The organism is Stenotrophomonas sp. 57 (assembly GCF_030291075.1).
In the GTDB taxonomy this organism is placed as follows: Bacteria; Pseudomonadota; Gammaproteobacteria; order Xanthomonadales; family Xanthomonadaceae; genus Stenotrophomonas.
Genome location: NZ_CP127407.1, coordinates 655,599 through 681,486, shown reverse-complemented (window position 1 = coordinate 681,486; position 25,888 = coordinate 655,599). Strand labels below are relative to the sequence as shown.

At 67.8% G+C, this 25,888-nt stretch carries 18 protein-coding genes; 1 reads left to right on the top strand and 17 read right to left on the bottom strand.

The window, feature by feature from the left end; genetic code table 11:
- Window positions 1-42 precede the first annotated feature (42 nt).
- The 13 genes from bcsZ to QP512_RS02905 form a co-directional block, all read right to left on the bottom strand.
- Window positions 43-1,176, bottom strand: a complete 1,134-nt coding sequence (bcsZ, locus tag QP512_RS02965; protein WP_286070930.1) for a cellulose synthase complex periplasmic endoglucanase BcsZ — start codon at window positions 1,174-1,176, stop codon at window positions 43-45.
- Complete coding sequence (bcsC, locus tag QP512_RS02960; RefSeq protein WP_286070929.1) at window positions 1,160-4,741, bottom strand: cellulose synthase complex outer membrane protein BcsC; 3,582 nt, start codon at window positions 4,739-4,741, stop codon at window positions 1,160-1,162. The genes bcsZ and bcsC overlap by 17 nt, the downstream gene beginning before the upstream one ends.
- Entirely contained in the window at window positions 4,741-7,104 is a 2,364-nt protein-coding gene (gene bcsB / locus QP512_RS02955) for a cellulose biosynthesis cyclic di-GMP-binding regulatory protein BcsB (RefSeq protein ID WP_286070928.1), read from the bottom strand. Before bcsB ends, bcsC begins: the two co-directional genes overlap by 1 nt.
- Window positions 7,101-9,725, bottom strand: a complete 2,625-nt coding sequence (gene bcsA / locus QP512_RS02950) for a UDP-forming cellulose synthase catalytic subunit (protein ID WP_286070927.1) — start codon at window positions 9,723-9,725, stop codon at window positions 7,101-7,103. The genes bcsB and bcsA overlap by 4 nt, the downstream gene beginning before the upstream one ends.
- Window positions 9,725-10,480, bottom strand: a complete 756-nt coding sequence (gene bcsQ, locus QP512_RS02945) for a cellulose biosynthesis protein BcsQ (protein WP_286070926.1) — start codon at window positions 10,478-10,480, stop codon at window positions 9,725-9,727. The genes bcsA and bcsQ overlap by 1 nt, the downstream gene beginning before the upstream one ends.
- Complete coding sequence (bcsR, locus tag QP512_RS02940) at window positions 10,477-10,656, bottom strand: cellulose biosynthesis protein BcsR (protein ID WP_049444988.1); 180 nt, start codon at window positions 10,654-10,656, stop codon at window positions 10,477-10,479. The genes bcsQ and bcsR overlap by 4 nt, the downstream gene beginning before the upstream one ends.
- Window positions 10,656-12,287 (bottom strand): cellulose biosynthesis protein BcsG, encoded by a 1,632-nt coding sequence (gene bcsG / locus QP512_RS02935; protein WP_286070925.1) that lies wholly within the window; start codon window positions 12,285-12,287, stop codon window positions 10,656-10,658. The genes bcsR and bcsG overlap by 1 nt, the downstream gene beginning before the upstream one ends.
- Window positions 12,284-12,463, bottom strand: coding sequence for a cellulose biosynthesis protein BcsF (bcsF, locus tag QP512_RS02930; protein ID WP_286070924.1), 180 nt, complete (start codon window positions 12,461-12,463; stop codon window positions 12,284-12,286). The genes bcsG and bcsF overlap by 4 nt, the downstream gene beginning before the upstream one ends.
- Window positions 12,460-13,998 (bottom strand): BcsE family c-di-GMP-binding protein, encoded by a 1,539-nt coding sequence (locus tag QP512_RS02925; RefSeq protein WP_286070923.1) that lies wholly within the window; start codon window positions 13,996-13,998, stop codon window positions 12,460-12,462. The genes bcsF and QP512_RS02925 overlap by 4 nt, the downstream gene beginning before the upstream one ends.
- Before the next feature lie 213 nt (window positions 13,999-14,211).
- Window positions 14,212-15,249 carry a fimbrial protein gene (locus QP512_RS02920; protein ID WP_286070922.1) on the bottom strand — a complete coding sequence of 346 codons (1,038 nt, stop codon included), beginning with the start codon at window positions 15,247-15,249 and terminating at the stop codon, window positions 14,212-14,214.
- Complete coding sequence (locus tag QP512_RS02915) at window positions 15,240-17,804, bottom strand: fimbria/pilus outer membrane usher protein (protein WP_286070921.1); 2,565 nt, start codon at window positions 17,802-17,804, stop codon at window positions 15,240-15,242. The genes QP512_RS02920 and QP512_RS02915 overlap by 10 nt, the downstream gene beginning before the upstream one ends.
- 92 nt (window positions 17,805-17,896) lie before the next feature.
- Window positions 17,897-18,625: a fimbria/pilus periplasmic chaperone gene (locus QP512_RS02910; RefSeq protein ID WP_286070920.1), complete on the bottom strand. Its 729-nt coding sequence runs from the start codon at window positions 18,623-18,625 to the stop codon at window positions 17,897-17,899.
- A gap of 85 nt (window positions 18,626-18,710) precedes the next feature.
- A complete protein-coding gene (locus QP512_RS02905; RefSeq protein WP_286070919.1) occupies window positions 18,711-19,250 on the bottom strand; it encodes a fimbrial protein in 540 nt (179 codons plus the stop codon).
- Window positions 19,251-19,707: 457 nt separating this feature from the next.
- On the opposite strand from QP512_RS02905, the gene QP512_RS02900 reads away from it, so the two are divergent.
- On the top strand, window positions 19,708-20,073 hold the full coding sequence (locus tag QP512_RS02900) for a hypothetical protein (protein ID WP_286070918.1): 366 nt from the start codon (window positions 19,708-19,710) through the stop codon (window positions 20,071-20,073).
- Between the two features lie 22 nt (window positions 20,074-20,095).
- Here QP512_RS02900 and pncB read toward each other — a convergent pair whose 3' ends face one another.
- The 4 genes from pncB to gspD form a co-directional block, all read right to left on the bottom strand.
- Window positions 20,096-21,277 carry a nicotinate phosphoribosyltransferase gene (gene pncB / locus QP512_RS02895; protein WP_033834855.1) on the bottom strand — a complete coding sequence of 394 codons (1,182 nt, stop codon included), beginning with the start codon at window positions 21,275-21,277 and terminating at the stop codon, window positions 20,096-20,098.
- A gap of 122 nt (window positions 21,278-21,399) precedes the next feature.
- Window positions 21,400-22,239: a glycosyltransferase family 2 protein gene (locus QP512_RS02890; RefSeq protein WP_286070917.1), complete on the bottom strand. Its 840-nt coding sequence runs from the start codon at window positions 22,237-22,239 to the stop codon at window positions 21,400-21,402.
- Window positions 22,236-23,087, bottom strand: a complete 852-nt coding sequence (locus tag QP512_RS02885) for a glycosyltransferase (RefSeq protein ID WP_286070916.1) — start codon at window positions 23,085-23,087, stop codon at window positions 22,236-22,238. The genes QP512_RS02890 and QP512_RS02885 overlap by 4 nt, the downstream gene beginning before the upstream one ends.
- A 587-nt stretch (window positions 23,088-23,674) precedes the next feature.
- On the bottom strand, window positions 23,675-25,882 hold the full coding sequence (gspD, locus tag QP512_RS02880) for a type II secretion system secretin GspD (protein ID WP_286070915.1): 2,208 nt from the start codon (window positions 25,880-25,882) through the stop codon (window positions 23,675-23,677).
- Between the last annotated feature and the right edge of the window lie 6 nt (window positions 25,883-25,888).

Here is a 25,888-nt window from a genome sequence, read left to right as displayed (position 1 = left end):
GCCCATTGCCGTGCAATGGGACCCGACCCCGCAGGACTGCTGCTACCAGCGCGGCTGCAGGCGGCCGTCGGCGCCGAAACGCCAGCGTCCTTCGGCCCAGCCCAGGCCGAACAGGGCCAGCATCTGCGAGTAATAGGCCGGTGCATCGGCGCGCTGCTGTTCGGCGCTGGGCAGGCTGGCCCGCAACGACTGCGCACGCTCCCCTTCGCCCTGCGCGATCAGATACGGCAGCAGTGCCGCGCGGAATCCGTAGTTGCCTTCGCCCTGCCCCTGGCCACTGCGGGTGTCGATCTTTTCCCACATTGGCGCACCACTGCGCAGGCGCTGCAGCGGCCCGGACAGGGCCGCCAGCTGCGCACGGAACAACGGATCGCGTGGTGCGGTCATGCCGGCCCAGGTGTAGCAGCGGATGGCGTCGTAGCCGCCGACCGCACCACGCACCGGATCGACGACGAAGCGATCGCCTTTCCACGCGGCCCAGTCCGGTGCGAACCCATGCGGGCTGCTCTGCTTCAACAGCTGCACGCTGTTGCGCGCCAGCGCCTGCCACGGACCACCGCGATCCTCCACCGCAAAGCGGCGCAGCAGCGGCAGTGGCAGATAGCTGGGGTTGACCCGCGCGGCGTCCCCTTCGATGAACCCCTGTGGGCCTGGCAACAGCATCGGACCGAGCCCGGGCAGGTCCACGATCTCGCGTGCCCGCACCTGCGCGAGCATCCCTTCGGCGATGGCCTTCAGCGCGGGACGGCGCCACAGTCGCGCGCCTTCCAGCAGCGCATAGGCCAGCCAGAGATCGGAGTCCGAGGCCGGGTTGTCGTCCAGCACCCGCCAGGCGCCGGCGTCATCGCGTCCCCACAGCCAGGCCGGCAGGCGCTTGCCCATGTCGCCTTCGGCGAGGTTGTTCTGGGTCCAGCCAAGGACGCGGTCGAACAGCGCCTGGTCGTTGTCGACCAGAGCGAAGAACAAGGCATAGGACTGGCCTTCGGAGGTGCTGCGCTGATCGTCCTGGCTGCGATCGATCATGCGTCCGTCGCGGCTCAGGCTGCTGTCGAGCAGTACCTGCGACGCCGGCCAGCGCGGTGCGGGCGCGGCCTGCGCACTGCACCAGCCAAGCAGCGGCAGCGTGGCGGCCGCCTGCAGCAGGCGACGTCGCCGAAGGTCAGCGGAATTCGCCATACGGCACCAGTGGCGATACGGGCAATGGCAGGTTTCCCTGCCACGGCTTGAAGGTGTAGCGCAGGTAGAGCTGGAACGAATTCGGCGAGAAATCGCGGCTGCGCTGCAGGGTGCCGGCGGCACCCAGCATGAAGTGGTCGCCCAGCCGGCGCTCGACCGCACCATACAGGCGGTAGCCGGTGCCGGTGCTGCTGCTGTCACCGGTGTACAGGCCGGCCTCGTCCAGCCGCAGCGGACCGTACTGCGGCTCGAGCTGTGCAATCACGCGCTCGATCAGCGCCTGGTCGGGGAAACGGCTGATCGATGAGGTGCGCGCACTGGACACGCTGACCGAGCCATCCAGGCGCACCGACCACACGTCGTTGCGCCAGGCGAAGCTGACCGGCAGGCTGAGCGAGGCGTAGCGCTGCGGGCTGTAGTAGCCGCCCTGGCCCAGCGAGTAGCCGCCCAGGTCCTTCTGGTAGCGCCAGTACATCGCGGTGGTGCCCACATCAAGCCGCATGTCGGGGCGCTGGATCAGCTTGTGGTACCAGCCCACCATCGCGCGTGCGCGGGTGTTGTCGACCACATTGTGGCCGGTCAGCCGATGCCAGCTCCAGTTCGACCACACGCCATCGCGGCCACCCTGATCGTAGCCGAGGCTGAAGGTCACGCCGTTGGCGGTGACGCCGCCCCAGCTGATGCCACTGCGCGGATCGACCGCACCGGCCTGCGACAGCATCGAATTGGTCATCGGCCGCCGCGACACAGTGGCCCCCCAGCCGAAGCGCCCGAGGTCACCGTTGAGGGTGACACCGCCAAGCCAGTTGCCGACCACGTAGTTGGACGGCGTGTGGCCGATATCGAAGTTCCAGCGGTCATCCAGGGTGCGCCAGCCGACGGCGACGCCGGCGCCGGAGGTGCGCCGCTGGTGCACGAAACGGGTGCAGCCCGGTGCGCGCAGGCGGCTGTTGTCGGCCTGCAGCAGATCCAGGTCGCAGCTGCCGAAATCCTCGTCGTAGGCGCCGTTCTCGTCGGTCTGGAAGCGGCCGGCATCGAAGCTCACCTGTTCGATGCGCGCCCAGCCCAGGCCACCGGCGAACGGCGCGTCGAGATGCGCGATGCGGGTATCGCGCGACAGCCGCGAAATACCCGGGGTTCCGTCGCTACGGCGGCCGGTGTCCTGCATCACCGTCAGAGTGGGATTCTCCTGCTGGTACAGGGTCTCCACGTCGCTGCGCAGGCTGCGCCGCAACCAGTCATCGCCGGCCGTCTCACGGCTGGCGAGGGTCAGGGCGCGGTTGTCGCGCGGCGTGGCCTGACTGGGGGCCAACAGGCCGTTGTCAGCCATCGCCTGCGCATACATGTCCAGCGCCTGCTGGGGATCGTCGCGGCGCACCAGCCGGGCCGCATCACGCCAGGACTGTGCATCGGGCCCGGTCTTGCGCGCCAGCAGCGCGCGCAGGATCGCCAGCGCCTTCGTGTCCTCGCGCAGGTCGGTCCAGATCGTGGCGAGCTGGCGCTGCTGGCCGATCCCGGCATCGTCCACTGCCGGCGGTGCGTCGTGCATCTGGCGGCGTGCGCTGGCCAGATCGCCGGTGCCGATCCAGGCCTGCACCTGGCCCAGCTGCGCATCCACATTGTCCGGCTGCGCAGCAATCACGCGCTGGTAGTAGTGCAGCGCCTGCGCATGATCGCCGCGCAGGCGTGCCCATTCGGCCATCAGCAGATCGTTGTCGGTGCTGGGCGGTTGCTGCTGCAGCAGCGCGATGGCTTCGGCCTCCCTGCCCTGCCCACGCAGCTCCCACAGATGATCGATCAGCTGCTGCCGCTGCAGGCGCGCCGACAGCGCGCGGATGTCATCATCCCACTGCGCCTGCGGCAGCGCATCGAGCACCGCCAGCGCCTGCGGCAGCCGATCGGATCCCGACAGATAGAGCGCCTGCGCGTAGCGCGCTTCGGCACGGTCGTTGTGCGTGGCCATGTCGGCCACCACCGCGTCGGCTTCGTCCTGCCGGCCGGCGGCGCGCAGCTCGTTGCCCAGCGCGTAGGCCAGCCATGCATCGCCTGGCAGTTCGCCACGCAGCTGCTGCCCCAGCGTGATCGCAGTGCCTGCATCGCCGGCAGCCAACGCCTGCTCGCGACGCTCACGCAGTCGACTGATCTGCAGCTGGCGCAGGTCTTCGGCATACAACCGGCGCTGGGCAGCGGGCAATGCGTTGATGAAGGCTTCCAGCCGCTGCGGGTCGGTGCGGCCGTACAGCTGCACCAGCTTGCGGATCACGTTGGCGTCGTTGGGCGCCATCCGCCGGGCAACCTGCAACTGGCGTTCGGCCGCGGCGTCATCGCCGCGGGCCACGGCCACGTCGACCAGGCCCAGTGCAGCATTGACGTCGCGGGGCTGCTGGCGACGCGCCTGCGCGTACAGTCGCTCGGCCTCGTCCAGCCGGCCGGCGGCCAGCGCCGAATCGGCCTGGTCCAGCTGCAGCCAGTAGCGGGTACTGGCGATCAGGTCACGCCACTTGTCGTTGCTGTCACCGGCCGGGGTGGCCTGCACCGCCCGCTGGAAATAGCTGATGGCCTGCTCGCGACGGCCCTGGCGCATCAGCGCCAGGCCGAGCCCCCCCAGCAGGTCGGGCTCGCGCGGATAACCGCGCAGGGCCTGCAGGAAAGCGCGCTCGGCCTCTGCATTGCGGCCGGCATCGAGCAACTGCTGGCCACGCAGGCCGGCGCGCCACGCCGGGTCGCTGACCCGCTTGTGCTGGTCGGTGTAGCGCTCGCGCACCAACGCGATGTCGGCAAACGTCGGGTTGCGGGTGATGAAGTCCTGCAGCCGGCGCACGCTGCGGTCGTCGGCCGGCTGATCCTTCAGGTAGGCCCACTCGGCGTCCGCCGCCATGCCGCGGGCTTCAGGATTTCGCCCCATGCGCTGCAGCGCGGCCAGCGCCTCGGCATCGCGGCCGGCCGCGAACAGCATCTGCGACAGCGCCTGCAGCAATGGCACATTGCCCGGATAACTGCGGTCCAGTTCGCTCAGCGCACGGATCGCCTGTGCACGCCCATCCGCCTGGGCGCCGCGCAGGCGCCAGTACTCCAGGCCCAGCTGCAGGCCAGGTGGATCATCGTTGAACAGGCGCCGGTAGATCGCCAGCGCTTCGGCGCTGCGACCACCGGCAGCGAACAGCCGCGCCTGCTGCAGGTCCTGCTGCAGGTCACCGCGATAGGCCTGCCAGAGGCGCTCGCCGGCGGCCAGTTCACGGGTGCCCGCGCCGATCTCGCGCAGGCGCTTCAGGGTCACCTCGGCATCCTGCAGCTTCTGCTGCGACAACTGCACTTCCAGGATTGCCACCAGCGTGCCGCGATCATCCGGTGCCAGCATGCGCAGCCGCGCCAGCGCGTCTTCGATCAGGCTCTGGCGCCCGGTGGCCTCGCCGATGCGCACCTGCTGCAGCAGCCACTGGCGCTGCTCGGCAACGGTTCCGCCCGGTGTATCGGGCAGGGCCTGCGCCGCGCAGGGCCCGGCACCGGCCAGTCCCAACAGGACCAGGCCGGACGCGGTGACCAGCGGATGCCGTGTACGTGCCATCAGTGCCCCGGGTCCAGGCGCTTGGCCGCCACCCAGCGCAGCGTGCGCCACAGCAGGAAGGCGACCATCAGCACCACCAGCGTGGCCAGCACCGCCAGCAGTGCCGGGTGGTCGGCCAGGTGGTACCACAGCAGCAGCCACCACGGCAGCGCGCCAACGTAGTAGTGATCGCCGACGAACTGGCTGTGGATGCCCGAGGTGCGCAGGATCGCCACCGAACCGGCGATGGCTTCGCGCTTGCCGGTATCGCTGAGTGCATCGTCGAGCAGGCCGTAGTCGGCGGCATTGCTGGCGGCCAGCGAAACGATGCTGCGCTGCGCATGCGTCGGCGACTGCATGCCGATGATCGCGGCGAACGGCGCCTGCGCGCTCACGGCTACTTCGGTCACCGCCGGGTCGCCATCGCGGCTGCCACGGCGCGCCTGTTCCATCGCCTGCTGCGGCGAGGGCGACTGGCCGTTGAGCAGGCGCGTGCGCTGGTCGTCGATCAGCAGCGACAGCTGCTGGCTGCCGCGCAGCTCCGCCGGCAAGGCGCCCAGCATCAGCAGGTCCGCATCCAGTGTGCTGGCCTGCTTCCAGTCATCGGACAGGCGCAGCCCATAGGCCGGGTAGCCGCTCTGCACGCCCAGCCCACCGATCAGGTTCAGCAGCAGGCTGACCTGAGCTTCGCTGGCGCTGGGTGGCACCAGCACGACGGTCTCCGACAGATCGGCCATGCGAGTGAAGGGGAAGCCGCTGAGTGCGAACGCGGACAGGTCCGGCAGGCCCATGTAGTGATGGAAGCCGGAGAAGTCGATGGTCGAGTCTTCTTCGATCGCTGCCTGCAGGTTGGGCGGCAGCACGGTCTGGCAGTGGTCGCGCTGCGCACTGCCCATCACGCTGGCGAAGTTGAAATCGAAGCGCAGCTGGTTGCGGTCGCCCAGCTTGAGCGCCGGAATCAGCAGGCGCCCGTCGTCGGCACCGGCATCGCCGGCCAGCACCGGCAGGCGGATTTCCTCCAGGCCCTGCTTGCCGTTGCGACGCACCAGCGGGAAGCTGGAGATGAACTGGTCGTTGATCGCTACGCCCAGCCGCGACTCATCGCTGCCGAACGGCGGCGTGTAGCGGTAGCGCAGGTTCAGCGGAATGCCCTGGTTGCGCCAGATGAACAGGTCCGGCGGCAGGTTGAGGTTGACCGTGATCGGCTGCGGCGACACGCCGTTGGCGTGCAGCTGCTGCGGATAGTCGAGCAGTTCGGCCAGGCGCACGGCGCGATCGGTACGCACCCAGTTCGGTGCGTCGTACGGCTTGCGCGGGGCCAGCGGCTTGATCTCGTCGACGCTGACCTGGCGACCGCGGAACAGCACGTTGCCGGCCGCCATCGCGGCCACTGCCTTCTGCAGGTCGTCATCGTTGCGGCCGAGCACCAGCAGCAGCTTGCGCTGCGGATCCTCCGGCAGCGACATCAGTTCGATCATCGGGCCCTTCACCGGGGCATGGTTGGCGATCACCGGCGGGAACCTGCCGTTGACCGCCAGCACCACCGCGTGGCCCTTGTCCGGCAGTGTGCCGAAGCTGACCGGGAAGCGCGCCTGGCGCCACCAGCCGGACAGGCTGCCGAAGTACGAGGACATCACCGCCGCCGCGCGCTGCTGCGCCAGGCTCGGTGCGGTGGCGAACACCACCGGCAGTTCCAGCCGTGCGGTATCGCGCGGATCGAAGAACGGCAGCGGGAAGTTGGCCAGGTCGTCCTGCATCGCCAGCGGCTGGCCCCCCAGGCGCAGCGTGCTGTTGCTGGACAGGTTGACCCACAGCGAGCTGTGCGTCGGCTCTTCGCAGATGTCGGTGTAGTGGCCGACGAACTCCAGGCGGACCTGGTTGAAATCAGCGATCAGGCGCGCGTCCAGCGGCAGCTTGGCCTGCACCGGCCGGCCCAGCTGGTCGTTGCTGATCGGCACCACGCCCATCATCGCGTCATTGAGGTAGACCCGCAGGTGCGACAGGGTCGGCAGCAGCGACGGTGAAGGCGTGAAGCTGAGATCCAGCTCGGCATCGCGGACCAGGCGGTCACGGCGCACCTGGAACTCGAAGGTGGTGGCATTGCGCACCCCCGACAACAGCGTGTCCTGGCGACGCCCCAGCTGCGCGAAGGTGTTCTGCCGCTGCCAGGGCCAGGCGCTGCCCGCCCAGGTCTGCGCCAGCGCGGGCTCGGTACCGACGGCGGCCGTGGTGGCAGGTGCGGCCGGCACATCCGGCACCGGCGGCGCGACAGGCGCTGTGGTGGGAGGGGCGACCGGTGCCGGAGCAGGCGCACTGTTGCCTGACGCCACGGGCAGGGCCAGCAGGGGCAGCAGCAGCCAACGCAGAGAGGACGGAAGGGTCATGGACGAAGCCCTGGATCAGCGGCTGGGTCAGCCGGGTGGGAAGGAAGCGGACGTTGCGGAGCAAAACTGGCCAGCCATCGCAGCAGGCGACGGTTCCAGTGTGCCGGGCGATCAAGGTCGAACGGTGCGAAATCACCCATCCGCCGATAGCCGCGCCAGCCCAGGACAAGCACGCTCCACAGGCTGCGCGGCAGGCTCTTGGGTTGGTAACCGGCGTGCCAGTCGAGCCAGGCATCGGCGCGGGCGAAGGTGCACTGGGCAAACTCGACGCGCTGGCGTTCGTCCTCGAACAGCAGCAGCAGGCCCAGTCGCCGGCCGACAGTACGCTGCACGCGCGCCGGGAACGCGAACTCACGGCGGCCCCGTCCCAGCAGCACCTGCACGCGCTCGCCTTCGGCCAACTGTGCGTCTTCGCCGAGTTCGACGCCCACGCCATCGTTGGAGTAATCCTGCAGGACGCCGCGCAGGCGCCGGCCATCGGGTACCTGCAGCGCCATCGGCAGGTGGGTGGTGACACGATGCGTGCGACGCACCTGCTGCACTTCAGCGGCCACCGCCAGCGCACCGCCGATGATCAGCAGGTTGTACAGCACCCACAGCGAACTGACGACCACCGTACCGCGTTCATCGACCGGCCCGTGCATGAAGCGCCATACGGCAAAGCACAGGCCGAGCACGTTCAGCAGCGCCAGCACCAGGTAGGGCTGCGCCACGCGCCAGTCGAATCGATCGCCGGCCTGGGTGCCGCCCTTGTCGGTGACGTTGAACTTGCCGCGGCCCGGGCTGAACAGTGCCACGGTAGTGGGCCGCGCGATGTACCAGGCCAGCACCGTCTCGTACACCTCACCCCAGAACGGCCGCCGGTACTTGCCCTGGATGCGTGCGTTGGTAAGACTGGCGTGGGCCATGTGCGGCACCACGAACAGCAGGATGGCCAGCGCCGGCGCGTAGATGATGTAGACGTGCAGAAGCAGGAACGCCAGCGGCGCGGTGAGGAACACCAGGCGCGGAATGCCGGCCAGGAAATGCAGCATCGCGTTGGCATAGCAGAAGCGCTGGAACAGACTCAGGCCCTTGCCCAGCAGCGGGTTGTCGATGCGGAAGATCTGCACCATGCCGCGCGCCCAGCGGATGCGCTGGTTGACGTGTGCGCCGAGGCTGTCGGTGGCCAGGCCGGCTGCCTGCGGAATGCGCAGGTAGGCCGAGTTCCAGCCCTTGCGGTGCAGGCGCAGCGCGGTGTGCGCATCTTCGGTGACGGTCTCGGTGGCAAACCCGCCGATGGCATCGATGGCCTCGCGCCGCAGTACCGCGCAGGAACCGCAGAAGAACGCCGCGTTCCACAGGTCGTTGCCGTCCTGCACCAGGCCGTAGAACAACTCCCCTTCGTTGGGGTCGCTGCGGAACACCTGCAGGTTGCGTTCGAACGGATCGGCCGAGAAGAAATGGTGCGGGGTCTGCACCAGCGCCAGTTTCGGGTCGCGCAGGAACCAGCCACAGGTGATCTGCAGGAACGAACGCACCGGCAGGTGGTCGCTGTCGAAGATGGCCACCAGTTCGCCATCGATCAGGGTCAGGGCGTGGTTGAGATTGCCGGCCTTGGCATGGCGGTTGTCAGTGCGGGTGATGTAGTTGACCCCGGCACGTTCGGCGAATGCGCGGAATTCTTCGCGCTTGCCATCATCGAGGATATGGATGCGCAGCTTGTCGGCCGGCCAGTCCAGGCCCATCGCCGCGTACACGGTATGCCGCACCAGCGCCAGGTCTTCGTTGTAGGTGGGAATCAGCACGTCCACCGTCGGCCACTGGCGGAAATCGGCCGGCAACGGCGCCGGGCGGCGGCGCAGCGGCCACGCCACCTGCACGTAGCCCAGCATCAGCACCAGCCAGGAATAGGTTTCTGCCGCCAGCAGCACCACGCCACAGACCAGGTCGAAGGTGCTGTTCCAGTTCAGCGTGGCGGTGTAGCGCCACCAGAGGTAGCGGCAGGACACGGTGATCGACAGCACCACCAGCACCAGCGTCGCATAGCGCCCCTGCATGCGCCGCACCAGCAGCGCGATGACCCACAACAGCACGACGAACACGAACTGTGCGAAATAGGTGAACGGCTGGGTGATGCACAGCGCCGCCAGCCCCAGCGTGGCCAACCCGACCAGCAGGGTGAGCAGGTGCCGCGAACGTGGCGACAGGCTGCCCACCTTCCGGCCGAACCAGGCCGCCACGCGGCTGTTCCAGAATTCACTGGGCGCGTCGCGCATGGCGCGCAGATAGCGCAGGCGGCCGCGACCGGCCGCGCCACGCAGTTCGGCAATGCGTTCGCGCCTGGCCTGGGCCAACCGTTGCCGCCTCAGCGAAGGCCGCGGTGCCAACCGCACCACCGACAGCCACATGGCCTGGATCAGCAACCGCAGCGGATCGCCCGGGCGCCAGCGACGGTCGCCCTGTATCTGCGGGAAGGCGTTGCGCAGGCGCGGCGCCTGCGCCTGCCACGCAGGCCCTTCCAGGCGCAGGAACGCCCAGCCCGCGCATTGCAGCAGCCACAGTAATGCCCGCGTCGGCCAGGACGCATGCACCCGCTCACGCAGGCGTCCCCAGTCCAGGTAATAGACGCGGACACCCATCAGCGTCCTCCCGCCGCGGCCTGGCGCCGCGCGGCCTCCGCAAGGCACCACAGCGCCAGCCCGTCGACATCGGCGGCGGCCAGCGAATCGGTCGCATAGCGGCCCAGTGGCTGCTTGCTGGCCAATGCGGACGGCACCCGCGCATCCTCGTGCAGCGGCTGCGGCACCAGCCGCGCGCCGTGCGCGTGCAGCCACAGCTGCATCAGGTCGCGCTGCACCGGAATGACCGGGTCATAGCGGTTGGCCAGCAGCAGGCGGGTGTCATCCACCTGGCGTTGCAGGAACACATGGCTGACCGGATCGACACAGGCCAGGCGCAGCGGCAGCGTGCAGCGCGCGTGCTGGTTGATGGCCGCCACGTGCGCCGGCAGGCGCTGCGGCAGGTCGAACAGGATCCAGTCGAACTGCGGCGCCAGCACCGGAATGCGCTCGGCCCAGGTGGCCGGTGCCTGCTGCAGCTGCTGTTCGATGCGCATCGCGGCCCCGGCGTCGACACGGCCGTAGGGCAGCAACGCGAGTCCTCCTGCGATGGCGTAGGCGGCATCACGCCAATCCCTGCCGTCCAGCTGCGCGCGCGCCCAACCGTTGTCCACGTCGGCAGGCAGGCCCAGGTGCAGGCCGAGCATCTGGTCCGGACTGAATTCGACCAGCAGCACGCGCTGGCCTTGGGCATGCAGGCTCTGGCCGAGTGCGGCCAGCACCGTGGTGACGCCGGTTCCGCCATGGATACCCTGCAGCGACAGCAAGGTACTCATCGGCGCGGCTCCAGTTCGGCCAGCAATGGCCAGCGCGCCAGCGCCTGGGCACGCTCATGCTGGGCCGAGAAGTCCACATAGGGCAGCCCCGGCATGTCCAGGCTGCGGCGCAGCAGGTCGATATCGTCCTCTTCCACGGACAGCGTGACCGGCACGGCAAGAATGTCGGCAGGCATCAGCGCGCCTCCTCTGGGTAGGGGCTCCAGGTCTGGCTGCCCTGCAGCTGCAGCCAGGGCTTGCCGGCGTACTCGATGACCTTGGCGCCTTCGTTCTCCGATACCGACGGTGTCTGCGGCAGCCCCTTCAGCAGGCTGTCCCAGTTGCGCTCGCTCGGCGGCGACTGGGCGTTCAGCGCGTACACGCGCGACACCAGCTCGGACACCGCCAGGTAGCTGCTGGGTTCGGGCACATGACGTGGGCCACCGGCCGCCGGCGCGCCCATGCCGATCAGCTTCACGCCCACCGGCACGTGGGTGATGGACGGGCTGGGGATCTCACGCATGCCCGGAATCTGCATGCGGTCGCCATGCAGGGCCGCGCCATGCTCGGGCACCACCACGATCATCGCGCGGCGGCCACTCTTCTCCACCGCATCGACGAAACCGGCCATGTCGCCCAGCACCATTTCCGCACGTGCCTTGTAGTCGGCGGCATTCGAACGGCCATCGGCACCGACGATGCGATTGCCGTCGTGCAGCGAGATCGTGTTGTAGAACAGCGCCACCTGCTGGCTGGACTCGGCCAGCCGGTGTTTCCACCACGCCATCAGCACATCGCCATCGCGGCGCAGCGGCGACTTGTCGAAGGCCACCAGCGCTGTGGGAAATGCGCTGATGTCCATCGGCTGCGCCTGCAGCCCGCCGTACTGGTGCAGTTCACCGATGAAATCGTCGAAGTGGCCGTCATGGTTCATCGCCAGCTGGCTCTGGAAGCCCAGATGCTGCAGGTTCGAGAACAGCTGGCACTCGGCCGGCACCGGATCGAACAGCCCGGTATGCGAGGTCTGGCCGCAGCTGGCGCGCAGCAGGCGGATCGCTGCCGGGCCGCTGTAGGCGGTTGCCGAGTTGAAGTCGTCGAACACCACGTCCATGTGGTCGAGCAGGTTGTTCTGGCGCAGCCCCACTTCATCCAGATCGCTCCATGCCAGCGAGCAGATGTTGAGGATGATGACGTCGAACGGCGCGCCGCTGCCCGGTGCGGGGAAGCTGGTCTTGAGGCTGGCCTGCTGCTGGTAGAAGCTGGCCAGCCATGCATTGAGCGTCTCGTTGTTGGCCGGCGGCAGGCCGCCACCCGAGGTGCCTCCGGCGCTGGCGGTGGCCGCGGTGGCGGTGCCCTGCCCCCAGTTCCAACCGGCCGGCATCGGTATCGCCATCACTGCCAGGCCAAGCATGCCCAGCACGCTCAGGGTAGTGATGCGCAGCCACGGCTTCAGCAGTACGTAGGCCAGCACCAGCATCACCAGCACCGCCACCATCTGCCAGTTGATGAAGCGCTGGGCCAGTTCAAGCCAATAGTCGGCCGAGAAGTCCAGCACGCCCGGCTGCACCAGCAGGCGCCGGAACGGCGGCCACCAGGTGTCCTGGTAGTACAGCGCCACGCCCACCGGTACCGCGACGACGGTGCGCGCGATGCGTGCCCAGCGCCAGCGCAGTGGAATCAGCAGCGCGCCCAGGAACAGCAGGTTGGGCAGGATCTTCAGATCCAGCGCACCCATCCAGGCAAGTACCACCTTGGACAGGAAATACAGGTTCCAGCCGCGCAGGTCGGCCCAGGCGAAGGGAGATGCAGGTGCCATCTGCGGACTCATGCAGCCCTCCGCGGCGCACGCCGGCGCACGCCGGCGCGGCGCAGGTGGCGGGGTGGAAGCCAGCGCGCGACACGGCGGCGCAGCCCGCGCCACAGCGTGCCGAGCATGGCTCCGAAGGGAATCATCACGATCGCGCAGGCGACGATCAGGGTCCAGAGTTGCTGGTCGGTGGTCATGCGCGATCTCCCAGCCGCAGCGGCTTCGGGGCGGTGAAAACAGGCGCCTCCAGCGCCGGGGCCACGGCCGGCAGGGTCGCGGGTGCTTCGGGCAGTACCTCGGCCTCCGGATCGCTGCCGTGGGCATTCATCGCTGCAATGTCGTACTCGGCCAGGCGCTGGTAGCCATCGAACAGCTCGCGCCATGGCAGGCGGAACAGATTGCCCAGGGCCTGCTCGACCGCATCACGCCGGCAACCAAACAGGAACAGGCGTACCTGCCCGCGGTAGACGCAGGCCAGATCGCCCTGGCGGCGGATGCGCAGCTGCTGCAGGGTCTGCTCGGCACGCAGGCCGGCCACCGGCTGCAGCGCCAGCACGGCGCTTTCCACCGCACTACCGTCCTGGTCGATGCGATCACCTGCGATCTGGCGGAAGCGTGCGGCGTTGACCAGGCCACTTACCGATGGCGGTCGATGCGAACGGATCAGCGGCTCTGGTTCTTCCGCCAGCTGGCCCTGCCAACGCTGCCGCTGCACGGTTTCCAGCAGGGTCAGCAGTCGTGGCAAAGGCGTCGCTGACGGCACCACAAGGCTGCAACCGCACTGCATCAGCAGCCGCTCATCGGCGTAGCGCAGGCACGGCTGCAGCTCGCGCACCACCAGCTTCAGCGCATTGCCACGTTCGCGGCGCAGGCGGTGCAGCAGGCGGGCCAGTGCATCCACCCTGGCATTCTCGCCGATGGCCAGCACCACGGTGGCCTCGCGCGCCTGCAGCGCGGCCGGCAGCAATCCACCCCAGCCGTCATACAGGCGCCAGGCCGCCGACAACGGCGGCGCACCTTCCAGCACTTCGGCCTGGGCCAGGAAGACATCGCGGTCACTGCCGCTGGCCGATCCGATCGCCGTCTCGGCGGCATCGGCCTGGACCAGATGGCGCAACCCTTGGCGTTCCTGCTCGACACCGAACGATCGCTGCGCCACCACGCCATGGCTGTTGGACCAGTAATGCAGCAGCAACTCCAGGGCGCCGCGATGAGGATGCAGCTGGGCCACGCCGGCGCAGCTCCGGTTCAACGGCAGCAGCCTTGGCGCAAGCGTCGCCACTTCGCCATGGCACAGCAACAGCAGCACCTGCTGCGCCTGCATGGCCCAGTCCTGCAGCTGCTGGCACCAGCGCGCCAGCCGGGCATCATCCCAGCCGTCCAGCGCCGCCACGGGGAACTGCACCACGCTGAGCCGGGTGCGCGCCGACGCTGTACGCGGCAGATCGCCGGTCAGCCCGCGCAGCGCCTGCTGCATGCCGTGGTGCGAGCGCTGGAACAGCCGCAGGCGGGCCGGCCCTCGGTCGGCCGGAAGCAGCGCCAGCATCGATTCGGCCCCCCGCCCCAGCGTGACCAGCACGGCCTCGTCCAGTGCGTCGGCCGTGGCCAGCACACCGGCACCGAGCAGGTCCGTCGGTGCGCTGCCGGCGGCCACGACCCAGTACAGGCCCCCGCTGCGCATCTCGACGAATTCGGTGGGCAATCCGGCAATGGCAAGGTGGGTCGCTGGCACGCCGGATCCTTTCATTGCCCCTCAACCGGCCAGACCGTCCGGCGGCGGGGGCGCTGCAGTGAAGAGGAGGTCATTTCCATGACGTACATCACATTCATGTTTCTGTACGGCAATGATAGCTCTGATCTTCACGTTTGCGCGATCAAGACGCAGTCAACGCCGCCCGCGGGGCGGGCGACGTGCGGCTCGAAACTCAGCAATGGGAAACGCGTGTTATTCGTACTGGATCGTGAACGTCGCCTGCCCGTTGGCGGTGCCGGCACCGACGGTACCGGCCTGGGTCTGCACGTAGCGGGCCCGCAGCGGCAGGCTCATCACACTGGTTCCAGTGGCGGTGGTGCCGACACTGATGGTCTGGCCGAAGCGCACTTCACGTTCGCTGCTGCCGTCGCGCTGGACCATCTGGATGCCGATGCGGGTGGCACTGTTGGCGGCTGCGCTCAGCTTCAGCACGCCGGGCATGTTCGAGCTGTCCTGGTCGGCGTCCAGGCGGATGCCGATCTTGCTCTGGTAGGCGGCCACGTTGCTGCCCTGGCAGTTCAGGCGGATCTCGAAATCGCGATCGACGGCCTTGGAGCCCACACCGGTGAAGGTGGTGTTGGCCACGCTGCCGAAATCGACCGCGATGTTGCGGCTGCCGGCCTGCACTTCGCAGGTCGGGCTGACCACGGTGGTGCCCGAGCCCCTGAAGGTCGAGGTCAGCACGGGTTTGCTGGGACCGTCACCATCGAAGTAATAGGTGGTGAAACGGCCATTCGGTGCGATTACGCCCGAGCCCGTCTGCGCGGCGGTCTTGATCAGCTGGATGCGGAACTGGCCGCCGATCAGCGAGATGGTGGAGTTGGCACCGAAGTTGATGGAATGCGGGTAGTAGGTCTGGATCGCGCCGGAGTCGCGGAACAGGCGGATGCCCACACCGGTGACGCCGGTCTCGTAGACGTTGGCAAAGCCGGCCACCGGCCGCTTCTGTGGTGCGTTGACGTACTCGCCCGTCGAGTTGCCGCCACTCCACCAGTCGCAGCTGGCTACATTGTTCCGCTGGTTGATCGGTACGCTGATTTCCTTGATCACGCCACCCACCGGGGTGCTGGGCAGGATCACGATCTGCCCCATGTCCATCTGCACATCCTGGGCAACGAAACCGTTGATCTGGATGCGGCAGGCCGCGCTGGCCTGCTGCGCCAGCAACCCACCACCCACCAGCATCATTGCAGCCAGCACCTTGCGGCCACGGGAAGAAATCATCGGCATGCTGCCTCCAGCGGGATGAAGCCGGTCTTGGACGCATCGGCGTCTGCCGGAACCTGGTAATCGACGGTGCAGCGCTGGTCGGCGCCGGCGCCCCACTCCACCAGCAGGCGGCCCCGGGTCTGCTCGCTGCGCACGTACAGGCGGCCACCCTGGCTGACCATGCCCACCGGCTGGCCCTGCTCGTCCTTGACCTGCGCACCGAACGGCATGCTGCGGCCATCGGGGTTGCGCACCTGGATCAGCAGCGCGTTGCCCTTGCGGGTATCGAAGCGCAGGTAGCTGATGGCACCGGCGAACGGTGCGATGGCCTGGCTGGTGCTTTCCAGCTCCACGTCGTGGGCCATGCCCTGCGGGTCGAGGGTGACGGTGTTGAGGCGGTACGGCGACACGTACGGCACCACGGCGTAGCCGCGGCCATCGACGCGCAGGCCCGGGGCGTTGCTGACGATCGCGTCGCGCGCACCCGGTGCTTCCACCAGCACCATGGTGTCGCCGCGCTGCGGGGTGAAGGTGAAGCCACCCGGATGCACGACCACGCTGCCGTTGGCACCGACCGAGGCCTGGCGGAAATCACGCGAGTGGCTGTAGGTGGCGTTCAACGCGGAGTAGCGGCTGCGGTATTCGGCATTGCCGACCGCCGTGGTGCCACCCTCGCGGGAATCGGACAGGGCTGCGCCGTAGCTGAAGTTGTTGTCGACGCCGGCCGAACCGGTGATGCCGACGCGGCTGTTGTCGTAGCCACCGCGGTCGCGCACGCCGAGATCGGCGCTGAACGACACCGGGTGGGTGCCACGGCCCAGCGGCACGCTCATCGACAGCAGGTACTGCGTATCGGAACGGCCCAGCACGCCCTCTTCGGTGCGCAGCGCCGAGAAGCCGTAGTTCACCGAACGCCAGGCGTTGTTGTAGCCCACCTGGTACTGCTTGGAGGTGCCGGACCGGTCGTAGAAGTCACGCACCGAGCCGGTCACGTACAGCGCGCCGCCGCGACGGCCCAGCGGCTGGTTCAGCGTCAGCTGGAACTGGCTGCGCTGGCGGCCACGGGTGGTCGGATCGATGCCACGCTTGTCCGAATCACGGCCGTACAGCGCGTCCTGCAGGCTGTAGAAGCCTTCGGTCGAATAACGGTAGGCGGCCAGGGTCAGGTTGGTCCCGGTCTCGCCGATCATGTTGCTGTAGCTCAGGCGTACACTGGCGCCGGTGTGGTCACCGTAGTGGTCGAACGAGGTGCGCGCGTGGGTGACATCGGCGGCGAACGCGCCGATGCGCGTGGACAGGCCGACGCCGTACAGCAGCGACAGGTAGCCATCGCTCAGTGCACTGCCGCCGTACAGGGTCAGCTGGTTGCCGATGCCACGCTGGTAGGTGCCCTGCACCAGCCACGGCTCATCGGCCAGCAGCTTGTTGCGCACCTGGCCCGCGGTCAGCGCATAACGCGACACGCCTTCGCGCAGCATCTGCGGCACCGAACCGAACGGCACCTTGAACTCGCGGCGACGGCCGTCGGCCTCGATCACGCTCACTTCCAGGTCGCCGCCGTAACCGGTCGGGTAGAGATCGTCGATGACGAAGCTGCCCGGCGAGACGGTCGAGGAGTAGATCAGCTGCTGGTTCTGGCGCACTTCGATGCGTGCGTTGGTCTCGGCGATGCCACGCACGACCGGCGCGTAACCGCGCAGCGAATCGGGCAGCATGCGGTCATCGCTGGCCAGGCTGGCGCCGCGGTAACCGATCGAATCGAACAGCTCGCCGGTGGTGTAGGCCTCACCGATGGTGAGCATGCCGCGCACCTGCGGAATGCCGCGTTGTGCATAGGTGGCGATGCTCTGCCAATGGCGGCCGTCACCCTCGGACCAGGTCAGGTTGGAGTCGTGGCGGAACTGCCATCCGCCCAGGTTCAGCCCGGCGTTCAGACCGAGGTAGGCGCTGCGGTTGCGCTGGCCACCTTCGACACGGCTGTCGCTGTCGATGGCATTGAAGCTGTAACCGACGAAGCCGGCATTGATGCCGCGGTCCCACAGCGATGGGTTGACATAGCCGCGCGCCTCGCGGCGCAGGAACACCTGCGGGATGCTGAGGTCGTAGCGCAGGTTGCCGCTGTCATAGATGCCATAGGCATTGGCCATGCGCTGCTGCACCGGCACGCAGCTGGTCTTGTCGGCCGGCACGGACGGGTCCTGCTGCAGCAGCACGGCCTCGCTGTCCACCCCCATTTCCTCCAGCATCGGCAGCGGCAGGCAGGCGTCCACACGCCCCTGCGCATCGGCCTTGAACTGCAGGTCGCGGCGGCCCTGCCAGGCACCGTTGACGTAGACGTCGACGCGGTAGTTGCCGGCCACCATCGGGTTGCCGTTGGTGAAGGCCGCCAGGTCAACCTGCTTGGCCTGGCCAGACAGGAAGCTGGAATTGAACTGGGCCGATTCCGGCGCACGCGCATTGGCCGCACCACTCTGCGCCATCAGCGCCTGCTCGCCGAGGTTGGCCGGGGCGGCCAGTGCCCATCCTGGGCAGGCCACGCCGGCAGCCAGCAGGCAGATCGCCTGATGGATCGACAATGTCAATCTGTTTCCGATCACACTGACATTCCTTCAGTTCGCCGCACGGCGGCGGTGGCGGGATGCGCGGGCGCATGGCCGGCGCGGCGCGTTCAGCCCCCGGTGCTGCCGAGGCGGATCGTGTGTTCCACGCGGCCGCCGTAGTCGTTGATGGTGATGAAGCGGACCTGGCTGGTGCCTGCCGGTGCGGCGAACTCCAGGCTCTGCTTCGGTGCAACCATTGCGCCCTTGTCCTCGACGGCCTTTTCGGTGCCGCCGGTCACGGCGTGCACTTCAGCCAGGGTGACGTGGAAGGGACTCGGGTTTTCCACCCGCAGGCGATCGCCGGCGAGCGTCCAGTGCAGTGCTGCCGGTGCGTCGTTGGCGACGCCCTTCAGCCCCTGCGGCCGGTAGAAAAGCTTCAGGCGCGAACGGAACGCGACCTGCAGGTAGTTCTGGTCGCCACTGTCGGCGTTGTCGGGCGACGGCGGCACGTCCAGCACGTTGAGCCAGAACACCGACTCGCGGTCGGCCGGCAGCTGTGCACCGGAGAAGATCACGCGCAACGCCTGGCTGCGGCCCGGTTCAACGCGCGCGATCGGCGGCGTCAGCACGAACGGGGCATCGCTGGTGTCGGCGGTCTGGTTGGCATCGCCGCTGTCGATCCAGGCCTGGACCAGCGCCGGCGAGTCGCCGACGTTGTCGACCTGCACGGTGACTTCGCGCGCCTGCGCCGGATAGATCACGCGGGTGCCATTGACCACCACGCCGGCCAGAGCGTTCTGGCAGAAGGGCAGCGTGAACGCTGCCAGCAGCAGCGCCCGGGGAAAGAATGCTTTCATCGGAAGTACTACGCTCGAGGGGTGTGGCCAGGGGCCGCGGCGCATGGGCCGGCGGATACGCCGGCCAATGCGGGTACGACGACGATCAGTTGTAGATGATCGTGTACTTGACGCTGCTGGTGACGTCGCCCGGGGTGGCGGCGGCAGTGGCGTAGTACTCAGCGTAGTAGCTCAGGTCGGCCGAGCCGTCGGTGCCGACGGTGACCCACTGCGAGTTGGTCTGGGCCAGACCAGCGCCAGCAGCCTTGATCGGCAGGACCTGGTTGTTCGAACCCAGCAGCTGCAGCTGCACGTTGGTGGCAGCATTGGCCGAAGCCTGGTTCAGCAGGCGGCCGCTGTTGAAGTCAACGGTCGAACCCGGCTCGAAGTAGGTCGCGACGTTGCCGGCGCTGCACTTGGTCAGGTTGATGGCGAACGGGGTACGGCCCGCAACGGCACCGGCGGTGGCCAGGGTGTTCTTGGACACGGTCGGCAGGTTGACGGCGAAGTCCTTGCCGCCCGGGGTCGAGATGGTGCAGGTCTTGTCGGTCACCTTGCCGGTGAAGGTGATGGTGCCGTCGGCGGCGTTGGCGGCCAGCGGAGCGGCGGCCAGCATCAGAGCGGCGATGAGGTTGATCTTGTGCATTCGCTTTTACCTAACCCTACTGAAGAGATGGAAGTAGAGGAGGAAGCAAGGAGCACTGCCGGGCGAACAAGACCCATCCTTGCGTCTCACCTGTGGCCGGATTCGGACGTACCTCTCCCTGAATCCGTGACGCAAGTATATTCACAAGTGTGATGAAAGTCTCATTATTTTTCTGAACGCCAATTCATTGACGCTCGAAAAGTGACGTGGTACGCAATTTCTCCAGACAAGGGGCGCCGGAAAGGCGACGGCAGGAACTCCTGCCGCGAACGACCTTCGACGACGTGTTGACCGGCACTGCGGACACGCGCGGAAAGAGGCCATTTTCAGGCCGAAATTCACTTATTTGATGCACATCACTCTTTGTTGGTGATGGCCCTAGCAGATTCGGAATCGTCCTATTAAAGGCTGATCGCAGCTGTCGCTAACTAGGACACACCGAACCAGAGAACGTGTCATGAGAACCTCCCTTCTGCTGTGCGTGGCCCTGATGTCCATCAGCGCCGTGGCCCAGGCCAGCAGCGGCAGCATCCGCTTCAGCGGCCGCATCGCCGAACCGGGCTGCACGACGAACCTGTCCCAGGGCGAGCTGAGCCTGGCGGCGTGCCCGCCGTCGGCCAAGGGCTCGACGGTGGCGGTAACGGCACTGGCTGACGGCCAGGCCGCGACGCTGCGCGATGGCAAGCGCCAGGGGCAGAAGCTGTCGGTGTCGGCCAGCGCGATGCGCGCCGGCGATATCGCCTTCTCCGAGCGCTACAGCGTACAGGGCTCGAAGCAGCAGCCATTGCAGGGCGCCTACCTGGTCGTGGTTGACTACCTGTAAGCGTCAGTGACGGCCGGCGTGCTTACGCCGGCTGCGGCAGCTCGAAGACCTGACGCAGGTACGCCAGGTAGCCCGGGTCGTCGCACATGCTCTTGCCCGGCGAATCGCTGAGCTTGGCCACCGGCTGGCCGTTGCAGCGGACCATCTTGATGACGATGTTGAGCGGCGTCGGGCCCAGATCATTGGTCAGGTGCGTACCGACGCCGAACGCGACCTGGCAGCGTCCACGGAAGTAGTCATACAGGCGCATCACCTTGGCGATGTCCAGACCGTCGCTGAAGACCAGCACCTTGCTGCGCGGGTCCACCCGGCGCTGCTGGAAGTGCGCCAGCATGCGGTCGCCCCAGTCGAACGGATCGCCGGAGTCATGGCGGACGCCGTCGAACAGCTTGCAGAAGTACATGTCGAAGTCGCGCAGGAACGCGTCCAGGCCGACCACGTCGGACAGCGCGATCCCCAGGTCGCCACGGTACTCGCGCGCCCACGACTCGAGTGCCGCCACCTGCGAATCACGCAGCCGTGGGCCCAGCGCCTGGAACGCCTGCAGGTACTCGTGCGCCATCGTGCCGTGCGGGGTCATGCCGTAGAGGCGGGCGAAGTGCACGTTGCTGGTACCGACCAGCTGCGGGCCGAGTGCATCACGCAGCAATGGCAGCAGGCGCGCATGCCAGTCGCGCGAGTAGCGTCGGCGGCTGCCGTAGTCGGCAATGCGGCACTGTTCGAAACCGGGGGTATCGCGCAGCAGTGCCGCCTTGGCCTGCAGGCGGCGCTCGCCTTCGGCGAAGTCAGGCGTGGTGGTGTTGCGGAACCAGACTTCGTTGATGATCGCCAGCAGCGGCACTTCGAACAGGATGGTGTGCAGCCACGGGCCGGTGATGTCCAGTTCGATCTCGCCCGGCACGGTCTTTGAGGCACGCAGCTGGATGTACTTGCGGTCCAGGTGGAACAGACCGAGGAAATCGGCGAAGTCCGGCTTCACGAAGCGCAGGCCACGCATGTAGTCCAGTTCCGCGTCACTGAAGCGCAGGCTGCACAGGTGGTTGATCTCTTCGTCGATCTGGTCGATGTAACGGGCCAGGTCGATGCCGGGCGTGCGGCACTTGAACCGGTACTGCACCTGCGCGCCGGGGTGCTGGTGGAGCACCGCCTGCATCATGGTGAACTTGTACAGGTCGGTGTCGAGCAGGGACTGGATGATAGGCATGGGGCAGATTATGCGCCCGGCGGCGTGAACCGGGGGGCCAGCCTCCGCATCCCGTGTGCATGCAGCCGAGCATGGCTCGGCTCTACAGTAGATCCACGCCATGCGTGGGTGCGCTTGTGGCCCTACAGCGACCGGCGCAGCAGGCGCGGCACCAGCATCAGCGCATGGGCCCAGATCGCGCCCCACACCGCCACCCGCACCGGCAACGAACGCTGCTTCGCTTCGAACTTCTGGAAATAGCGCCACAGGCCCTTGTGCTTGTGCCATTCAACGAAGAACGGCCGCGAGCGGCTGGACACACCACGCACATGGGTGACCTGCAGGTCATTGGCGATCGCCACCACCGCACCGGCGTCGCGCGCACGACGGCACAGGTCCAGGTCTTCGGCGTGCAGGCGATAGCCCGCATCCCAGCCACCGATGCGCTCAAACAGCGCTCGCGGCATCATCAGCAGCGCACCGGACAGTGCCGGCACCCGCTGCAGCGGCTGCTGCGGATCGCGCGGAACCGCCAGCTTCGAGCCCTTGCCCGGCGAACGCAGCATCAGGAGGAAATCGGGATCACGACGACGCACCGCCTCGTCGGCATGGCCATGCTCATCCAGCTGTTCGACGCCCAGCAGGCAATCGCCCAGCCTTTCGGCACGGCTGCGCAGTTCGGCCAGGGTATCCGGCTCGATCATCAGGTCCGGATTGATGAAGGCCAGCCACGGGCTGCGCGAATCGGCCACGCCCTGGTTGTTGGCAGCGGCGAAGCCGGGGTTGTCCGGATTGCCGACAAAACGCACGCGGGGGTCATGGCTGGCGTGCCGTTGCACGATGTCCAGCGTGCCATCCAGCGAGCCGTTGTCGATCACCCGGATCTCGGCCACGTCCTGCGCCTGGCGCAGGCGCGAGAGGCAGGCATCGATGGTGCTGCCGCTCTGGTAGGTGACGACGATGGCGGCAATGGCAACATTCAAACGGGGGGCTCCGGCGCGGAAGAAACGAACAGGTCGCCCTGTTCCCTGGGCATTATCGCCTGCCGCATGCGCTGCTGGAGGTTGGCGCGCAGACCGTGCAACGGATCGTGCATCAGGAAATCGGCCAGGCGCGGCACCCAGCCGGGCCAGCGTGCAGCCAGCGCCTCAAGGTCGCCATCGCGGCTGACCGCCTCGCCAGCCCGGCTGACAAAGGCGGTCTCGCACAGCACGTTGCGCCAGCCCAGGCCGGCCATGCGCAGGCTGAGGTCGACCAGGGCCGCGTTCCAGCCGGCATAGCTGTCCACATCCAGGCCACCGGCGCGACGGCGTGCGTTGCCACGCACCAGCACCGCATGGGTGACCGCAGATGGCAGCTCCGGGTGCAGCGTCGGCAACCCGCTGCAGACGTGCGCCAGCAGCTCGGCGTCATCGGGTTCGGGGTTGATCTCGCCCAAACGTGGCCACGCCGCGGTTTCTCCCGCGTTGCACCACGGGGTTGCGGTCGCGATGGCGGCGTCGCGGGCAAAGGCGTCCTGCAGCTGCTGCAACCAACCCGGCGCCGGCACGCTGTCCGGTGCCAGCACCACCACGTCCATGCCATCGCAGGCGCGCAGCATCTCGTCCAGATGGGCCACCTCGCCGAGCGGCCGCGCGCGGCGGGTGTATTCGGCCTGCAGCGGCGTATGCGCCAACCAGTGTTCCACCACCGCCTGCGCACGCGGACCGGTCTGCGCATCGTCGGCCAACCAGACCGCGGTGCCCGGCGCGGTGCCGGCATCCAGTGCAGCCAGGCAGCGGTCGAGCGCGGCATCGTCCACGCACAGCGGCAACAACACGATCGCCCCCATCCCGCCTCCGTGGTTGTCGGTGGCCACAGCCTAGCACTGGGAGGGTATCGGCCGGGTTGCACCCGGTACCCGCAGAAGCCAGAGCCGAAGCCGAAGCAACAGCAGAAGCCGGCTATCCGTGGGATGGCGGGGTGGGTCCAGTTGCGGGGGGCGCCGTGAATACGTCCCTGTAGGCTTGGCAGCCGCATCCATGCGGCTGACTGATCTGGCCCCCCGCCACCGGACCCACCCCGCCTTCGACAGATTTCTGCGATCTGCAGTAGATCCACGCCATGCGTGGATGAATCTCCATCGGAATCGAATATTTCGAATTGGAATCGAAAAGCATCCACGCATGGCGTGGATCGTGTCGACCAAGGTCGACACCTACCAACAGCAGCAGGAAACTGTCGAAGGCGGGGCACTGTGGGTTTGCGGGGTGTGAGCCGCATGGATGCGGCGACCAAGCCTACATGGACGTATTTACGGCGTCCCCGCAAACCCACAGTGCCCCGCCACCCCTCAGTAAACCCGCTGTTGCCGTTGCTCTGGCTCTGGCTCCGGCTCTGGCCTCTGCGGGTGCCGGGCGCAGCCCGGCCGTAAACCCCTTACTTCTTTGCGCGCGGCTGGTTCAGCGGTTCCATCGCTCGGAAGCGCTGGCTGTACTCGTCGGTCAGATTTCGTGCTTCCTGGCTGTTGCGCACGATGCTCGGGGTCAGCAGCACGATCACCTCCGAACGACGGCTGGTGCGGCTCTTCTGCCCGAACAGCGCGCCCACCACCGGGATCCGGCTCAGGCCGGGAATGCCGCTGCTGCCATCGGTGCCCGAATCGGTGATCAGGCCGGCCAGCATGATGGTGTCGCCGCTCTGCACCGCCGCTTCGGTCGACAGCTTCTTGGTCGAGATGCGCGGGTTGCAGTTGCGCTCCTGCGGGTTGCAGTTCTCCGGCACGTTCGAGGCGCTGCTCACTTCCTGCACGATGTCGAGGAACACCGTGCCGTCGCGCGTCACGCGCGGGCGCACCTTCAGGATCACGCCGGTGTCGATGTACTGCACCGAGCTGTAGCTGCTGGTGCCGATGCCGGTGTTCACCGTAGTCGTGTTGATCGGCACCTTGTCGCCCACGTTGAGCGTGGCCTCGGCGTTGTTGCGCACGAACACCGAGGGGGTCTGCAGCAGGCGTACATCGGTGACCTTGTCCAGCGCGCTCACCACCGCCGCACCATTGTGACCGGTGAACGCCCAGCCCAGGCCTTCGCCACCGGTCGCGGCACCGGCGAAGCTGCTCCAGGAGCCACCCGCTGCTGCCGGCAGGGTCACGCCGCCCAAGGCTCCCGTCAGTGCACGCCCGGCCACGGCATTGTCGAAGAACCAGTTCACGCCGTACTTCAGGTCACCGTCCAGCGAGACTTCTGCCACCTGGGCTTCGATGTGCACCTGCAGCGGCATCACGTCCAGCTTCTCGATCACCTCGCGGATCGAGCGCCAGGCCTGCGGGGTCGAGCGCACCAGCAGGGTATTGGTTTCCTCCACCGCCGACACGCCCACGCGATCGCCCTCCACTTCCAGGCTGACGCTGACGTTGCCGGACTGGCGCTGCGGCAGGTTCATGCTGCCGTTGCCGGCACCACTGGAACCGCTGCCCGGGGTCGAGCCGAAACTGCTGCTGTTGTTGCTGTCCATGCCACGGTCGCCGTCGCCGTCGCTGCCCAGCTGCGACGGCATCGCCCCCGGGGCCAGCGAGGCGGGGCTGGACGCGCCGCGGTTGCCGCTGCTGGCGAAGGCTTCACTGAGGCGCTCGGCCAGGTCGCGCGCCTTGATGTAGCGCAGTTCGTAGGAGAACAGGCGGGCGCTGCCGCCGGCAGTATCGATACGGTCCAGCCACTGCTGGATCTGGTCCAGGTAACGCACCTGGGGGGTGATTACCAGCACCGCGTTGGCGTTCTCCAGGGGCAGGAAGCGGAACATGCCGGCGCTGGGGGTCTTGCTCTCCTCGCCGAACACTTTCTCCAGGTCGGCAGCGACCTGCTCGGCCTTGCCCGACTGGATCGGGAACACGCCCACCGACATGCCCGACAGCCAGTCGACGTCGAAGATCTCGACGGTGCGCATGTAGTTTTCCAGCTCGGCGCGGGTACCGCCGAGGGTGATCACGTTGCGGCCGCTGTCGACGTTGACGATGGCATTGGGCCGCGCATACGGCTCCAGCACCTTCTTCATTTCGGTGGCGGAGATGAACTGCAACGGGATCACCCGCACTTCGAAGCCTCGTGCGCTGGCCGCCGGCGCGGTGCTCGGTGCGACCGTGCCGGCCAGGGCCTGGTCGGCGGCGACGATGTTGTAGCGGCCGCCGCTGTAGACCATGCGGGCATTGTTCCAGCCCAGCACCATTTCCAGCAGGTTCAACGCCTGCGCCGGCGATACCGGCTTGGGCGTGGCCAGGGTCACCGTGCCCTGCACCCCCGGCGCGATCACGTAGTTCTGGCCGAGCATGTCACCGAGGATGGCCTTGACCACCGCATGCACCGACTCGCCCTCGAAGTTGAAGGTGGCTTCGCCGGTGCTGGCGCCATGCAGTGCCGGTGCCGGTGCGCGTGCGGCTTCGCGGTTGATCATGGTGCCGGTACCGCGGCGGATCACGGCCTGCGGAGCACCCTGTGCGTCACGGGCGGCATCGGCGGCGACCTCGGCCGCCTGGCCGGCTTCGGCCGTGGGCGACAGGTTGCCCTTGCGCTGCACATGCGGCGCGGACACGGTGCTGCAGCCGACCAGCAGCGCGAGGGCAAAGGACCAGGGAAGAAAACGCAGGCTCATGCATTC

Coding starts and splice junctions, on each gene's coding strand:
- pncB (WP_033834855.1), bottom strand. CDS start 21,277: ATGCCTATCATCCAGTCCCTGCTCGACACCGACCTGTACAAGTTCACC.
- bcsR (WP_049444988.1), bottom strand. CDS start 10,656: ATGCCTGCCGACATTCTTGCCGTGCCGGTCACGCTGTCCGTGGAAGAG.
- QP512_RS02920 (WP_286070922.1), bottom strand. CDS start 15,249: ATGCCGATGATTTCTTCCCGTGGCCGCAAGGTGCTGGCTGCAATGATG.
- bcsZ (WP_286070930.1), bottom strand. CDS start 1,176: ATGGCGAATTCCGCTGACCTTCGGCGACGTCGCCTGCTGCAGGCGGCC.
- QP512_RS02905 (WP_286070919.1), bottom strand. CDS start 19,250: ATGCACAAGATCAACCTCATCGCCGCTCTGATGCTGGCCGCCGCTCCG.
- bcsG (WP_286070925.1), bottom strand. CDS start 12,287: ATGAGTCCGCAGATGGCACCTGCATCTCCCTTCGCCTGGGCCGACCTG.
- bcsQ (WP_286070926.1), bottom strand. CDS start 10,480: ATGAGTACCTTGCTGTCGCTGCAGGGTATCCATGGCGGAACCGGCGTC.
- QP512_RS02910 (WP_286070920.1), bottom strand. CDS start 18,625: ATGAAAGCATTCTTTCCCCGGGCGCTGCTGCTGGCAGCGTTCACGCTG.
- QP512_RS02900 (WP_286070918.1), top strand. CDS start 19,708: ATGAGAACCTCCCTTCTGCTGTGCGTGGCCCTGATGTCCATCAGCGCC.
- QP512_RS02885 (WP_286070916.1), bottom strand. CDS start 23,087: ATGGGGGCGATCGTGTTGTTGCCGCTGTGCGTGGACGATGCCGCGCTC.
- gspD (WP_286070915.1), bottom strand. CDS start 25,882: ATGAGCCTGCGTTTTCTTCCCTGGTCCTTTGCCCTCGCGCTGCTGGTC.
- bcsF (WP_286070924.1), bottom strand. CDS start 12,463: ATGACCACCGACCAGCAACTCTGGACCCTGATCGTCGCCTGCGCGATC.
- bcsB (WP_286070928.1), bottom strand. CDS start 7,104: ATGACCCTTCCGTCCTCTCTGCGTTGGCTGCTGCTGCCCCTGCTGGCC.
- bcsC (WP_286070929.1), bottom strand. CDS start 4,741: ATGGCACGTACACGGCATCCGCTGGTCACCGCGTCCGGCCTGGTCCTG.
- bcsA (WP_286070927.1), bottom strand. CDS start 9,725: ATGGGTGTCCGCGTCTATTACCTGGACTGGGGACGCCTGCGTGAGCGG.